The following is a 14560-nucleotide window of genomic DNA, read 5'->3' on the forward strand; positions in this document are numbered from 1 at the left end:
TCGGTTTCCACTTATGGGAGACGTGCTTAATCGCCCCATTTTTCCAGAAATGCTTCGATTTCAAGCGCCTGAATATCGGGAACCGCCTCATAAAGCTTTTCCACAGGCCAATCCCACCAGCAAAGTATTAGCAGTTTCTCGATAATTTTCTCGTCGAAGCGCTTACGTATAACACGCGCCGGAACCCCGCCCACGACATGATAAGGTGCGACGTCTTTTGTCACCACAGCATTGGCGCCGATCACCGCGCCATGACCAATCGTCACGCCGGGTGTGATGACTGCGCCGTGGCCGATCCACACATCATTGCCGATTGTCACACGCTTTGCCTGTCGCTTTGCGCGAAAATCGCCATCAACACCCAGATAGCGGAAATATTCGTTCGGGCGGTAACTCACCTTATGCGTCGTCAGCCGTTCCATCGGATGCTCAAGCGCATTGATGCGTACATTGGCGGCAATCGAGCAGAATTTGCCAATATCGGCGTAAATCCCCTCACCATTCCGCTCGAAGTAGGTGAAGTCTCCCACGTTAACTTCACGCAGAATGACCCGCTCGCCAATGTCGGCATAGCGCCCAAGTTTCGAGGCTTTGAGCTGCGCTGTTGAATGAATACGCGGTTCACTATTCTGGAAACGGAGGTCTTCACCCTGCGTCATTTCAAAACTTTCTGAAATCTTTGTACTCTGCTAGACTAAGCTTATCGTTCCAACATCGTTTGCAACGGCGAGTTAGTGCTTGCATATAAGCGCTTTCCTGTCGCAGATCGATGTAGATTCTAATCAGCGCGCTTATGTGCGATAAACGCAAAACAAAATTCAAGGCTGACTGGACATGAAAAAATTCCTGCCCATCTTCATCTTCGCCTTCATCATCGTAATTGTCGGTGCGGCTGGCTTCAATATGCTGCGTGACCGCAATGCGGCCGACGAGCCTTTCGGCGGATCGTTTAATCTGGTCGCCATGGATGGACAGCCATTTACTGAAAAAGATCTGCGCGCCACCCCTTCTCTGGTTTTCTTCGGCTTCACCCATTGCCCGGATGTGTGCCCTACCACGCTTTATGAGCTGGATGGCTATCTGAAGCAGCTCGGTCCGGATGCCGCTGACATTAAAGCCTATTTCATCTCTGTCGATCCGGAGCGCGATACTCAGGAAATCATGAAAACCTACGTCAGCAACGTGTCTGATCGTATCGTTGGTGTGACCGGAACGCCTGAAAGCGTCGCTGAAGTGGTGAAGTCTTACCACATCTATGCGAAGAAGGTTCCGACCGAAGATGGCGAATATACCGTAGATCACACGGCTTCCGTGTTTCTGCTCGACAAGGGCGGACGCTTCCGCGGCACCATCGCTTATCAAGAGAATGCAGATACAGCGCTGCAAAAGTTGAAGAATCTGGCAAAGGGCCGCGCAAACGGTTAAAGAACTACTCTGAATCTTTTAGAGAGTTTTTATCCATGCCCCAATCACGCCTCTTCTTCACAGTGGACAAGACGGAAGCAGAACGAATCTATGACATCCTCGAACGTGCGTTCGAGGATGACGGCTTTCCGATCGCGATTACCGAAATCGATGAAGACCGTCAGATTTCTGAAGTTTCCGTCTATACCGAAGATGGGGCGGAAGAGCTTGCAGCACGCGTCGATGCACTGGTCGGCGCGGGCAAGTTTGAAACTGAAGAGCTGCCGGACATTGATTGGGTTACACATTCGCTCGAAGGTCTGAAGCCTGTTCGTGCAGGCCGGTTCTTCGTGCATGGATCGCATGATCGCGACAAGCTGCAGCCAAACGAAATCCCGATTTTGATCGATGCCGGACTTGCTTTTGGTACTGGCCATCATGGCACCACATCCGGCTGCCTTGAAATGATTGAGGAAGTGGTTGAGCGCGAGCATCCAACCAACGCGCTTGATCTCGGAACAGGAAGCGCAGTGCTGGCAATCGCTATCGCCAAGCTTGCACCGATCCCGGTTCTCGCTACAGATATCGACCCGATTGCAGTCACAGTTGCAGCCGAAAACACAGTCCTCAATGAGGTGAGCGAACACGTCATCACAGCGACGGCAGAAGGCTTCGACCATCCGATCTTCCGCTCTTACACACCGTTTGATCTGATCGTCGCCAATATTCTTGCCAATCCTCTGGTGGAACTAGCACCATCACTCAAGTCACATCTGGCACCAAGCGGCTCGATCATCCTTTCGGGCATCCTCGACAGCCAGCATGATATGGTGCTTGCAGCCTATCAGGCGCAGGGTCTTACCCACGAGAAAACCTTTCATCGCGAAGGCTGGGTCACAATCCACCTCAAATAATGGCCACCTCAAATGAGGCCCCCTGAAATAATAACCATCTGAAATCACGCTGCTTTCCTTATTTTTTGCGAGTTACGCTCATGGCTTTTCAGACTTTTGATGTAACCACCAATCCAGCCAACGGTGCACCACGTGTAGCTTTGCTACGCGCGAAGCTGGCCGAGCAGAGCCTTGATGGCTTTCTCGTTCCGCGCGCCGATGAACATCAGGGCGAATATGTACCGCCGCGCGCCCAGCGCCTTAGCTGGCTCACAGGCTTTACGGGCTCGGCTGGCGCTGCACTGATCATGAAAAAGCAGGCCTACATCTTCATCGACGGGCGGTACGAGCTGCAGGTTCGCAATCAGACCGATGGCAATGTGTTTTCTTATGAAAGCCTCGTCACCAATCCGCCTGCCAGCTGGCTCACGGAAAACGGCAAGGGCCTGACGATTGGTTTTGATCCATGGCTGCACACGATTTCCGAAGCGGCAGCATTGCGGGAAGCTTTGGAAAGCCAGGGAGGCAGGCTCGTGCCGGTCGCCCAAAATCTGGTTGACCTCATCTGGGATGACCAGCCGGAAGCACCTCTTGCACCTGTCACCATTCAGCCTGCCCGCTTCGCCGGTCATGAAGCCGAAGACAAGATCAGGGACATGCAGAAGGTCGTGGCAGGCACAGGCGCAAGCGCAACCGTGCTGACCGATCCATCGTCGGTCGCATGGGTGTTCAACATTCGCGGCAAGGACGTCTCCAATACGCCACTGCCATTGAGCTTTGCGATTATCCCGGCGGAAGGCGAACCGGAACTCTTCATCGATGAGCGCAAGCTTGCCATCGAACCGCGCGCCTATCTCACCCAGCTTGCGAAACTGTGCGAACCAGCCAAACTCGAAGGCCACCTGAGCGCACGTGCCGCGAAAGGTGAGACTATTCTGCTCGATCCGGCATTGGCCGCGGAAAAGCTACGCCTTGCGGTGGAAGCCGCTGGTGGCAGCGTGATTCATGGCAAGGACCCAGCCCGCCTGCCCCGCGCAATCAAGAACAAGGCAGAGCTTGACGGCTCTCGTTCCGCCCATGAGCGCGACGGCGTGGCAATGGTCAATTTCCTATCCTGGATTGATGGTGAGACACCCGGAACGGTAGATGAGATCTCGGCAGCACAGCAGCTGGAAGCAAGCCGCGACAAGGCTGGTCGCGATTTTCAGATGCCGCTCGAAGAGCTTTCCTTCGATTCGATTTCCGGAGCGGGTCCGGACGGCGCAATCATCCATTATCGCGTCAACACAGACACCAATCGCAAACTCGAAGATGGTGAGCTTTATCTGATCGACTCCGGTGCGCAATATCGCGATGGCACCACCGACATCACCCGCACGGTTGCAATCGGCACCATTACGCCCGAAACCATCCGTTCTTTCACGCTTGTTCTGAAGGGCATGATTGCGATCACAACCGCACGCTTCCCGAAAGGCACGCGCGGACAGGATATCGACGTGCTGGCGCGTATTGCGCTCTGGAAGCAGGGCTTTGATTATGCGCATGGCACAGGCCATGGCGTCGGCAGCTATCTCTCGGTCCATGAAGGCCCACAGAGCATTTCCAGGAAAGGCGCACACGAGCTTCTGCCCGGCATGATCCTTTCCAATGAGCCAGGCTATTACAAGCCCGGCGCTTACGGTATCCGCATCGAAAACCTGATTGTCGTAAAGGAAGCGGAAGTGCCGTCGGGCGGTGAGCTGCCGATGATGAGCTTTGAAACGCTCACCTTCTGCCCGATCGACCGTCGTCTGATCGACAAGTCACTGCTCACTCAGGAAGAGCTTGATTGGCTGAACGCCTATCACGCAAGCGTGCGTGAGAAGCTTATCGGTCATCTCGATGGTGCTCAGGCCAAGTGGCTGGAGGCGGCAACGGCTGCTCTTTAAAGTTAAGCCGGAAAGAAATGGCGTAGCGCGATCAAAAGCGCTGCGCCTGCAAAAAACATCGTCATCATGCCGACACGTAATGACAGCAAAACACAGAAGACGAGCACGAGCAGTTCGCGCCAGCCGTGATCCGATGCAGGTGCTGCAACGATTGCCGTAAGAACTGCCGCAGGCACTGCATTCAATGCCGCCTCGACGCGATAATGCACACGCTCAAACCGGGATAAAATCAGGTGTCCGCCAACGCGGGTGAGATAGGTGCAAACCGCTCCCGCAAGAATGATCCAGATCGTCGTGGACATGATTTTAAGCCTCCCCTGTTTGCGGCTTTGCGAGGATGGCTGCAAGCACAACGCCACCTACGGCACCCAGCGTCACATGCCACGGCGAGCCAACAAGTTTATAGGCAACGACCGCACAAATCGCGCTGACGATAACCACTGGCCACCAATGTTCACGATGGCGGAAGCTCATCACCATACCAAGAAAATAGATTGGCAGCAGAAAGTCGATGCCGAGCGCATAGGGATCAGAAATCAGATTGCCAAAGAGCGCCCCAATGAGCGTTTCGAGCAGCCAGCAGACATAGATCGTGAGGCCCAAGCCCATATACCAGGCAAAGCTTATTTTCTTGCCAGCCTCGGCGCGGATTTCAACCTCGGCATATTGTGGATCAACCAGTAGAAAGAAGGCCGCCGCTTTCTGCATGAATGTAAAATGGCGGATGCGCCGCCCGACTGTCGCAGAATAAAGAACATGGCGAAAATTGACCGCAAAGATCGATAGGACAATCATCCACGGTGCGATGTTCTGGCCGAAAAGATCAAGCCCTACCATCTGGCTCGCGCCCGCATAGAGCATCGCACTCATAAACACGGCTTCGACGATCGACAGTCCGTTATCGAGAGCTACAGCGCCAAATAACAAGCCGAATGGGGCACCGGCTGCAACAATAGGCACGCCGCGTTTGACGCCGACCCAAAAATCGCTGCGCACTGAAGCCGATGCTGGCCGAAAACCCTGATCCACGAAAAACACTCCTCACTCAGGGAGTGCTTAGGAAATTTTGATCCAAGTTGAAATCAGTTTTCGCGAAAAATCATATTATATGAATCCCACGCAACAAATTGCCGGTTATAAGCTGCATTTCAGCATCACCTATAAGAATGCATGATGGATCAATGCATTATTCTGATGTTTGCGGAACCGTGCCTTCGATCTTTTTCACCCAGTCTATCAGTGGGCGCGACTGCTCAGCAAACTTCACCAGTCGATCAGAAAGGTCTGCCCGGGCAATGGTTTCCGGATCGATTTCCATGCGCACGGCAAAATGCCGGTTACGAACCGCATCGAGCAGATCCGGCTCCGTCACGCTTTCAAAACCGCGCGGCGTGCGCTTCAACCGATCATAATCACTGATCTGCAAACCGCTTTTCCTGAGCTTTGCCACGACAGCGCGATACTCGTCCGGCTTCTCGACAATTGCTTCGCGTATGGCTTGCAGGACTTCCTTCTTTGGCCCCCACCAAGCCACGCCTGCATAGCAATCACGCACACCCGGCAGGCCTATGCAGACATAGAAGCAGCCGCTCTCGTCCCATTTGGTGCCAGAGTTTGAAAGCAATGCAGACAAGTGCCGGTTATAAGGCGCTTTATCCTTGGAAAACCGTGTGTCCCGCTTGATACGGAACTGGGCTTTCACACGATCACCCTTGAACGGCAATCTCGCCTTTTCGAACCGCGCTGTCAGCTCCTCTACCAGATCGCCAAGCGGTTCCTTTAGATGCTCTTCAAACAGGTCCTTGTTTTCAACAAACCACTCGCGGTTCTGATGAAAATCAAGCGCCTTCAGAAAGGGAATAGCCTTGTCGCCGAAACCTTTGAATGGAGCCATCAGCCTTCTCCAACCAGTTGAAGCCACGCATCTTCATCAATCACTTCGATGCCAAGCTCGGATGCTTTCGCAAGCTTCGAACCAGCCCCCGGTCCAGCCACGACCAGATCCGTCTTTTTGGAAACAGAGCCTGCCGTCTTGGCACCATAGCGCTCGGCCATGGCTTTCGCCTCGTCGCGCGACATACGTTCAAGGCTACCGGTAAATACCACCGTCTTGCCCTCAACTGGCGAGCCGGTTGCAACCCGCGCCACTTCATCAAGCGGCTTTACCTCAGCAAGAAGTGCGTTCAATACCTCAATATTATGTGGCTCAGCATAAAAATCGACTACAGCTTCCGCAACAATCGCGCCAATGCCCTCAGCTGCAATCAGATCCTGCCAAGCATCATTGCCTTTGTCGGTGCGGTCGCCTTCTTTCGGTGGAACAGCAGTTGTCGCCGCCTCAGCAAACTTATCATAGGTGAGATAAGCCTTCGCAAAGCGCTTGGCATTCACTTCGCCAACATGGCGGATACCAAGCCCGAACAGAAAGCGATGTAGCGCAATTTCACGCCGATCATTGATCGCATCATAGAGCTTCTTGACCGAAGTGGCACCAAAGCCATCAATGTTCTCAAGCTTCTTAAAGGGTGATTCAGCCTGCCGCTTTTGCAGCGTGAAAATATCTGCAGGCGACTTGATCTTGAGGCTGTCATCGTCTGCATGGAAGAAGAACTCGACCTGCTTTTCGCCCAGACCCTCGATATCAAACGCATTGCGCGAAACAAAATGGCGAATGCGCTCAACGGCTTGCGCAGCACAAGTCAGACCGCCGGTACAGCGATAAACCGCCTCGCCTTCTTCGCGCACTGCATGGCTGCCACAGACCGGACATTCGTGCGGAAAATTAAATGGCGTAGCATCAACAGGGCGTTTCTCCAGCACGACATCGACAATCTGCGGAATGACATCACCTGCACGCTGCACGATTACCGTATCGCCGATGCGAATATCGTGTTCGTCCTCGCGGATACGTTCCCCTTTGAGACCAATCCCCTTGATGTAATCTTCATTATGTAACGTCGCATTGGTGACAACCACACCGCCAACGGTAATCGGCTCAAGACGTGCAACAGGCGTAAGCGCACCAGTGCGTCCAACCTGAATGTCGATGCCACGCAGAATCGTCATCGCCTGCTCTGCGGGAAACTTGTGTGCAATAGCCCAGCGCGGGCTGCGAGAACGGAAACCGAGCCGTGTTTGCAGATCAAGCCGATCTACCTTGTAGACGACACCATCGATGTCATAGTCGAGCTTGGCACGCTCAAGACCAATTGCGCGATAATGTTCAATCAACTCTTCCGCACTCTGCAACCGCTTTGTCAGGGGATTAACTGGGAACCCCCACTCACGAAACACCTCGACCATGCCGTATTGTGTATCGGCAGGCATGTCTGACATCTCACCCCAGGCATATGCGAAGAACTTAAGCTTGCGGCTCGCCGTCACCTTGGCGTCCAACTGACGAAGCGATCCTGCTGCGGTGTTGCGCGGATTGACGTAAGTCTGTTTGCCTTCAGCAAGCATCTGCTCGTTGAGCGCAAGAAAGTCGCTCTTCGCCATATAGACTTCGCCGCGCACTTCCACGACCGCCGGAACACCCGCCGGAAGCTTGTTCGGAATCTCGCCGATAGTGCGGATATTTGCCGTTACGTTTTCGCCGGTCGTCCCATCGCCACGCGTGGCGGCACTCACCAGAACGCCATTTTCATAGCGGATCGACATGGAAAGCCCGTCGATCTTCGGCTCAGCTGTGAAAGCAATGGAATTGTCGGGTAATTGTCCAAGAAAGCGATAGACGCTCCCCACGAAGTCACGCACATCATCATCCGAAAAAGCATTGCCGAGTGAAAGCATTGGCCGCGCATGGACAATCTGTGCGAATTTAGAAACTGGCGCAGTACCAACCCGCAATGAAGGGCTATCTGTGCGCACCAAATGCGGAAAACGCTCTTCGATGGCATCATTGCGCCGCTTCAGTGCATCATAGTCAGCATCCGAAATCTCTGGCCGGTCATTGGCGTGATAAAGCTCATCATGATGCGCAATTTCACGCGCCAGCCGCTCAAGTTCCGCGAGGGCTTCAGGGTCGGTCAGTTTTTCAACGGAAATATCGGACATATGCGTGGCTAAACCTGCTGATTCAATTTCGCCCAACATAACCAAGAAATGGGTCTGCGCCTACGAAAACAGCATTCAGCACACAGACTGCTGACAGCGTATTAATCAGCCAATGCGCTGTTCTCAGCCAGCAAACGCTCAGCAGCGGCGCGTGCTTCATCAGTGATACTGGCACCGGCCAGCATACGCGCGATTTCTTCCTGCCGTTCACCCACACCAATCGAACGGATCGAGGTCGACATGCGGTCTTCATTTGTTGCTGATTTTGCAATCAGGAAATGCGTCGATGCCCGCGCTGCAACCTGCGGCGCATGGGTAACGGACAGCACCTGAACCCGCGACGAGAGCCGCGCCAGACGCTGACCGATCGCATCGGCAACCGCTCCACCCACGCCCGTATCAATTTCATCAAATACAAGCGTTGGCGCAGAGCCACGATCAGCGAGCGCTACTTTAAGCGCCAGCAGGAAACGTGAAAGTTCGCCACCAGAAGCAACCTTCATCATCGGGCCTGCACGGGTGCCAGGATTGGTTCGAACCCAATATTCAACCGTATCGATGCCTTCGGCGGCCCGCGCATTGGTATCGGTGGTCATTTCCACGATGAATTCAGCACGTTCCAGCTTAAGTGCCGGAAGCTCCGCCATGACAGCGGTTTTCAGATGATCGGCCGTGTCTTTACGGCGTTCAGAGAGAGCCTTCGCTGCCGTATCATAAGAAGCACGCGTTTCGGTTGCCTGTGCCTCGAGCTGGATCAGCCTTTCCGCACCCGCATCAAGATCGGCGAGATCAGCATCCATCTTGTCGCGCAATGCAGGCAAGCCCTCAACCGCAACAGAATATTTGCGGGCAGCTGCTCTGAGAGCAAAAAGTCGCTCTTCGACCTGTTCCAGCACGCGTGGGTCAAAATCAATCTCGCGCATGGCGTGGTCGATGCCATCCTGCGCCAGCGCCAAACTGTTGAGCGCTTCGTCAATCGCCTTACATACCGGCTCCAGCAGATGTGGTGCTTCCGGAATTTTACGCTCCAGACGGCGCACAAGGCTCGCAAGTGTCGGCACCGGCGAACCATTGCCTGACAGAAGCTCACCAGCTTCATTCACATCGCCTGCAATCTTTTCCGATTTCATCATCGTCGCACGGCGCTCGGCGAGCTCTTCTTCCTCGCCCGGCTGCGGATCAAGCTTGGTCAGTTCTGCAACCGATGAACGCAGGTAATCCCCTTCACGTTCCGCCTGTTCGACGCGCGCACGATGTTTCGACAAGGCGTTTTCCGCGTCGCGCCATGCCTTGTAGCGCTCGCGAACGACAACAGTCTCTGCATCAAGCCCGCCAAAAGCATCCAGCAATGTGCGATGAAGATCGGTATCAATCAGCGCACGATCATCATGCTGACCGTGAATTTCCACGAGACGTTTGCCCAGCTCGCGCAGCAACGCAACACTTGCAGCCTGATCGTTGATGAAAACGCGGGTGCGACCATCCCCCATCTGGAGACGACGCAAGATGACGTCACCGTCATCCTCAAAACCATTTTCGCGGAGAAAGCTCCGGGCAGGATGTGCGCCAGGCACATCGAACACCGCAGTCACCTGCCCCTGATCTGCGCCATGACGCACCAGAGAAGAGTCGCCGCGTGCGCCAAGCGCAAGCGACAACGAATCAAGCAGGATTGACTTGCCAGCGCCGGTCTCGCCCGTAAGTACGGACAAGCCGGTCTTGAACTCGATGTCGAGCCTTTCAATCAGGACAATATCTCGGATCGACAGGTGCGACAGCATGCGGGTATCGGCTTAGGCGCCGCCACCCGTGATAAGTGACGAGGCCTTAGCAAGCCACGAACCGCCATTCTCACGTGGCTCAAGGCCACCACTCTGCAAGAGCTTGTAAGAATCCTTATACCAGCGGCTGTCGGGGAAGTTTTTACCCAATACCGACGCTGCCATCTGCGCTTCTGGTGTCAGGCCAAGCGCATAATAGGCTTCAACCAGACGCGCCAGCGCTTCTTCCACCTGACGGGTGTTGGAATATTCTTCAACAACCAGACGGAAGCGCTTGATCGATGCAAGATATTCCTTGCGCTCAAGATAATAACGTCCGACCTGCATTTCCTTGCCGGCAAGCTGGTCGCGAGCCACACGGATTTTGGTCTTGGCATCGTCAACATATTCGGATGTTGGGAAGCGATCGACCACTTCCTGCATCGCGGCAATTGCGCGACGGCTCGCTGCCTGATCACGGGTCACATCGGGGATCTGGCGGAAATAGCTCAGTCCGATGATGTAATAAGCGTAAGCCGATTCAGGCGAAGTCGGATAAAGCGTATTATAACGCTTGGCCATGCTGATGGCTTCTTCGTAATTACCCTGACGGTAATTCGTGAAGGCAGCCATAACAAGCGACTTGCGTGCCCATTCGGTGTAGGGATGCTGACGATCAACGGCCGCAAACTTCTTCGCAGCTTCGCCGAGACGGCCTGCATCGAGGTTAGCAAGACCTTCGTTGTAAAGCTTGTCCGCCGGATCGATCGTCTCTACATACTTGGACAGATCGATATCGTCGTTTTTGCTGGCACATCCCGCAAGCGGAACAAAAACGGCAAGAGCGCTGGCAAGCAGCGCGGTTTTCGTCTTCACCGGGAATTTCGAACTCGTCATGCGGTCTCCGGCCATCTGGCAACGTCTTTTCTGTCTGGAGCAACGTGAACTCTTCAAGTTCACGGCTTTCCCCATTCTTCCCAATACATCAGCATCAGCGCATAGGTAAACATAGCCGAGGCTGTTTTGGCAGTTCATAAACCACATGCTGGCTAAATCGGCAATCGTCTAGCTGATCAATCGTCCGAATTTGGCGCGCATAAGGCATGAATACCTTCGCCTGAAGCTATATCTATGCAAACCAATGGCTTTTCCTCATCCAATGCAGAGGCTTGGCTGTCAGTCCACAATGCATACGCCGACTCAAGGCGCAGAAGACCCGGCGATCACGGCCCAATTATGGCCATAAACGCGCGAGTATTCTGTAGGTACTTCAAAGTGCCCAAGGCGCGGAAATATTTGGCCGGGCAACAACGAAATCCGAGCTGTCGGCATTGCGGCGCACGCCACTCGATTCAACGATATCGTAATTCGACTTATCGGCGAGAAGTGCTTTCACGGTTTCCGCATTCAGCTTGTGACCACCGCGATAAGAACGGAAGCAACCAATAAACGGCAAACCGGCAAGCGATATGTCGCCTACTGCATCCAGCGTCTTGTGACGCACGAATTCATCCTTGAAACGTAAGCCGCCTGGATTGATCACCGAATTATCGTCGCCAATCACAAGTGAATTGTCGAGCGAAGAGCCCAGTGCCAGACCGGCTGCCCAAAGGCGTTCAACATCCTTCATGAAGCCAAAAGTCCGAGCCGTCGATATTTCATTACGGAAGGCTTCTTCAGACATGTCGGCAGCAAACTTCTGTCGACCAATCAGCGGGCATTCAAAGTCAATCTCGACCTCAAAACGCGTACCCGAATAAGGCTGGAATTCACCCCATGAGCCGCCCGCTTCCACGCGCACGGTCTTCAGGATTCGAATAAAGCGGCGCTTTGCTTCCTGAATCACAATGCCAGCTTCATCGAAAGCCTCGATAAAGCTTGCAGATGTTCCATCGAGAATCGGAATTTCGGGCCCATCTACTTCAACAATAAGATTGTCGATGCCAACAGCAGCAACCGCTGCCATCAAGTGCTCCACAGTGTTGACGCGTGCTTCCTGCGGTCCCAGTGCTGTGGACAAATCCGTCGCACCAATTTCCGAGACATGGGCGCGGATATCGCGTGAAGCTGTACCGAGGTCCGAGCGCTGGAAAATGATTCCCGCATCAGCATCAGCCGGCTGAAACGTCACCGATGCAGGCGATCCGCCGTGGACACCAACGCCAGACAGCGTAACCGCGCGACCGATTGTTTTTTGATAAACGCTCAAAACCAGTCCAATCTCATTATCATAAGGGGCAAGAGCCGGACCTCTCACGAGGCGCGCCTGCCGGGCGTGCAGTGCCTGCGTTAGAGCGCATTTCGATCAGATTGGCGCTCAAATATTTTATTTCAACGCGCACCCTATCCGAAAACCGTTTCACACTTTTCGGGGTGCGCTTCCAGCAATCGCCAGCTTCCGTCATGCATTTCTATAATAAGATAGATATGGCGAAAATAGCGATGAATACACGAAAAACAGCTCACATCCCTATGCAAACGCTATCATGCAATCCTTGAGAAAATAGTGATGCTCGGCAGCCGTTCAAAATCACGCTTTCTTACAAAATATAACGAAAACCCCTAATACATCTCGCGCAAAAGAAGGAACCGGCGTGCGGACGGCAACACGCTTTAAAAACAATGATTTGAAGGGAGTGGCTCAGCCCTTGCAGACCGTGACAGATTTTAACGAAAAAAGCCGTGGGAATAACCCCACGGCTTTCTCAGTTTGAAAGTCAGATCAGATGATTAGTTCGACTGACGGCGCAGGAATGCCGGGATTTCGAGCTGATCTTCTTCCGAAGCCGCACGTGGCTGCGGGCGGCCCTGATCGTCAAGCTGGCCACGACGTGGAGCATAGATCGAGCTGTCCTGCTGCATTGGGCGGCGCTGTTCTGGCTGACGCATCGAAGGCTCACGATGCTGTGCAGGCTCCAGACGAGCTGCTGGCTGCTCTTCTTCACGGCGCGACGACAGACCATGTGTCAGGCGCTTGAGAAGGCTCATCGGTCCGCGTTCTTCCTGAACAGGCTGCTGAGGCGCAGCACGACGTGCATTGATTTCTGCCTGAGCGACTGGGGGAAAGTCAGACACCGCTGGCATACGCGGAGCAGGACGTGGCTGTGGAGCCGGTTCTGCGTGCATCTGCTGTGGCTGCTGATATGCCTGCGGCTGCACTGCATGAGCAGCTGCCTGATTGTTGATCATCTGCGGCTGAGGAGCGGCCGGACGGGCAACAGGTGCGCGTTCAAAGCTATCAGCAGCAGGAGCCTGGAAAATGCGGCTCTGCGGACGGAAATCCGGAGCAGCCGATGCTGCAGGAGCAGCAGTGGCAGCTGGCATTTCGCTTTCGATCGACTGAGCAGCAGGAGCAGCTGTCTCAGCCTGACGCGGCTGTTCAGTAACCGGAAGACGCAGAGCGCCATGCGGAGCCATCGGCTTTGCCTGTTGTGCAGCTGGCTTTACTGGCTGGCGAAATTCCAGCGGCGCCGGGGCCGCATCTCCAATCTGCTTGTCGATGCCGGTCGCAACAACGGATACACGGATGACGCCTTCGAGGCCTTCGTCGAAGGTCGCGCCGAGAATGATGTTGGCTTCCGGATCAACTTCTTCGCGGATACGGGTTGCAGCTTCATCGACTTCAAAGAGGGTCATGTCACGACCACCGGTGATCGAGATCAGGAGACCCTTTGCACCGCGCATCGAAGTTTCGTCGAGCAGTGGGTTAGCAATCGCAGCTTCAGCAGCAGCCATCGCACGACCTTCGCCCGAAGCTTCACCAGTGCCCATCATTGCCTTGCCCATTTCGCGCATGACCGAACGAACGTCAGCGAAATCGAGGTTGATGAGGCCTTCCTTGACCATCAGATCGGTGATGCAGGCAACACCGGAATAGAGCACCTGATCAGCCATTGCGAATGCATCGGCGAAGGTGGTCTTGTCGTTGGCAATACGGAAGAGGTTCTGGTTCGGAATGACGATCAGAGTATCGACGTTCTTCTGCAGTTCTTCGATACCGTACTCAGCCGTCTTCATGCGGCGAGCACCTTCAAAGTGGAAAGGCTTAGTAACAACGCCAACGGTGAGGATACCGCGTTCGCGTGCAGCGCGTGCCACAACAGGAGCCGCACCAGTACCGGTGCCGCCGCCCATGCCGGCAGTGACGAAGCACATATGCGTGCCATTGAGATGATCGACGATTTCGTCGATGCATTCTTCAGCAGCCGCACGGCCTACTTCTGGCTGGGAGCCAGCGCCGAGGCCTTCGGTGACAGCAGCGCCAAGCTGGATCATGCGTTCAGACTTCGACATCGTCAGAGCCTGTGCGTCGGTGTTGGCAACGACAAAATCCACGCCGCGCAGACCGGCATTGATCATGTTGTTTACCGCGTTGCCGCCGCCACCGCCGACACCGAATACGGTGATGCGAGGCTTCAGCTCGGTGATGTCCGGCTTTTGCAGATTAATGGTCATGGTTCTCGTTCCTCTTAAGCCTCTCACCGCTTCGCCGCCGCGGTGCTAATTGGTTATTACGCTG

Annotated in this window: 12 protein-coding genes; 3 read left to right on the top strand and 9 right to left on the bottom strand. The window is 54.4% G+C overall.

Annotation, left to right across the window (positions count from 1 at the left end; genetic code table 11):
* Positions 1-26: 26 nt before the first annotated feature.
* Positions 27-659: a DapH/DapD/GlmU-related protein gene (locus CEV32_RS13485; protein ID WP_094577632.1), complete on the bottom strand. Its 633-nt coding sequence runs from the start codon at positions 657-659 to the stop codon at positions 27-29.
* A gap of 175 nt (positions 660-834) precedes the next feature.
* Between CEV32_RS13485 and CEV32_RS13490 the strand changes: the two genes are divergently transcribed.
* The 3 genes from CEV32_RS13490 (at position 835) to CEV32_RS13500 (ending at position 4225) form a co-directional block, all read left to right on the top strand.
* Positions 835-1425: an SCO family protein gene (locus tag CEV32_RS13490; RefSeq protein ID WP_094577633.1), complete on the top strand. Its 591-nt coding sequence runs from the start codon at positions 835-837 to the stop codon at positions 1423-1425.
* A 35-nt stretch (positions 1426-1460) separates the two neighbouring features.
* Entirely contained in the window at positions 1461-2318 is an 858-nt protein-coding gene (locus tag CEV32_RS13495; RefSeq protein ID WP_094577634.1) for a 50S ribosomal protein L11 methyltransferase, read from the top strand.
* 80 nt (positions 2319-2398) lie between these two features.
* Positions 2399-4225 (top strand): aminopeptidase P family protein, encoded by a 1827-nt coding sequence (locus CEV32_RS13500; RefSeq protein ID WP_094577635.1) that lies wholly within the window; start codon positions 2399-2401, stop codon positions 4223-4225.
* Between the two features lie 2 nt (positions 4226-4227).
* Here CEV32_RS13500 and CEV32_RS13505 read toward each other — a convergent pair whose 3' ends face one another.
* From CEV32_RS13505 to ftsZ, 8 genes are all read right to left on the bottom strand, one after another.
* Positions 4228-4527 (bottom strand): AzlD family protein, encoded by a 300-nt coding sequence (locus CEV32_RS13505; protein ID WP_094577636.1) that lies wholly within the window; start codon positions 4525-4527, stop codon positions 4228-4230.
* Between the two features lie 4 nt (positions 4528-4531).
* A complete protein-coding gene (locus tag CEV32_RS13510) occupies positions 4532-5254 on the bottom strand; it encodes an AzlC family ABC transporter permease (protein WP_094577637.1) in 723 nt (240 codons plus the stop codon).
* 157 nt (positions 5255-5411) lie between these two features.
* Positions 5412-6119, bottom strand: coding sequence for a DUF2461 domain-containing protein (locus tag CEV32_RS13515; RefSeq protein ID WP_094577638.1), 708 nt, complete (start codon positions 6117-6119; stop codon positions 5412-5414).
* A complete protein-coding gene (ligA, locus tag CEV32_RS13520) occupies positions 6119-8281 on the bottom strand; it encodes an NAD-dependent DNA ligase LigA (protein WP_094577871.1) in 2163 nt (720 codons plus the stop codon). The genes CEV32_RS13515 and ligA overlap by 1 nt, the downstream gene beginning before the upstream one ends.
* A gap of 101 nt (positions 8282-8382) precedes the next feature.
* Positions 8383-10062: a DNA repair protein RecN gene (recN, locus tag CEV32_RS13525; RefSeq protein ID WP_094577639.1), complete on the bottom strand. Its 1680-nt coding sequence runs from the start codon at positions 10060-10062 to the stop codon at positions 8383-8385.
* 12 nt (positions 10063-10074) lie between these two features.
* A complete protein-coding gene (locus CEV32_RS13530) occupies positions 10075-10938 on the bottom strand; it encodes an outer membrane protein assembly factor BamD (RefSeq protein WP_094577640.1) in 864 nt (287 codons plus the stop codon).
* A gap of 373 nt (positions 10939-11311) precedes the next feature.
* Positions 11312-12250: a UDP-3-O-acyl-N-acetylglucosamine deacetylase gene (lpxC, locus tag CEV32_RS13535; RefSeq protein WP_094577872.1), complete on the bottom strand. Its 939-nt coding sequence runs from the start codon at positions 12248-12250 to the stop codon at positions 11312-11314.
* 521 nt (positions 12251-12771) lie between these two features.
* Positions 12772-14496, bottom strand: coding sequence for a cell division protein FtsZ (gene ftsZ, locus CEV32_RS13540; RefSeq protein WP_094577641.1), 1725 nt, complete (start codon positions 14494-14496; stop codon positions 12772-12774).
* Positions 14497-14560 lie beyond the last annotated feature (64 nt).

This window comes from Brucella rhizosphaerae (genome assembly GCF_002252475.1).
Lineage (GTDB): Bacteria > Pseudomonadota > Alphaproteobacteria > Rhizobiales > Rhizobiaceae > Brucella > Brucella rhizosphaerae.

Excerpts from the sequence above, each read along its gene's own strand:
- CEV32_RS13490 (WP_094577633.1), top strand. The coding sequence starts at position 835 with ATGAAAAAATTCCTGCCCATCTTCATCTTCGCCTTCATCATCGTAATT.
- CEV32_RS13495 (WP_094577634.1), top strand. The coding sequence starts at position 1,461 with ATGCCCCAATCACGCCTCTTCTTCACAGTGGACAAGACGGAAGCAGAA.
- ligA (WP_094577871.1), bottom strand. The coding sequence starts at position 8,281 with ATGTCCGATATTTCCGTTGAAAAACTGACCGACCCTGAAGCCCTCGCG.
- CEV32_RS13530 (WP_094577640.1), bottom strand. The coding sequence starts at position 10,938 with ATGACGAGTTCGAAATTCCCGGTGAAGACGAAAACCGCGCTGCTTGCC.
- recN (WP_094577639.1), bottom strand. The coding sequence starts at position 10,062 with ATGCTGTCGCACCTGTCGATCCGAGATATTGTCCTGATTGAAAGGCTC.
- CEV32_RS13485 (WP_094577632.1), bottom strand. The coding sequence starts at position 659 with ATGACGCAGGGTGAAGACCTCCGTTTCCAGAATAGTGAACCGCGTATT.
- CEV32_RS13500 (WP_094577635.1), top strand. The coding sequence starts at position 2,399 with ATGGCTTTTCAGACTTTTGATGTAACCACCAATCCAGCCAACGGTGCA.
- CEV32_RS13515 (WP_094577638.1), bottom strand. The coding sequence starts at position 6,119 with ATGGCTCCATTCAAAGGTTTCGGCGACAAGGCTATTCCCTTTCTGAAG.
- CEV32_RS13505 (WP_094577636.1), bottom strand. The coding sequence starts at position 4,527 with ATGTCCACGACGATCTGGATCATTCTTGCGGGAGCGGTTTGCACCTAT.
- ftsZ (WP_094577641.1), bottom strand. The coding sequence starts at position 14,496 with ATGACCATTAATCTGCAAAAGCCGGACATCACCGAGCTGAAGCCTCGC.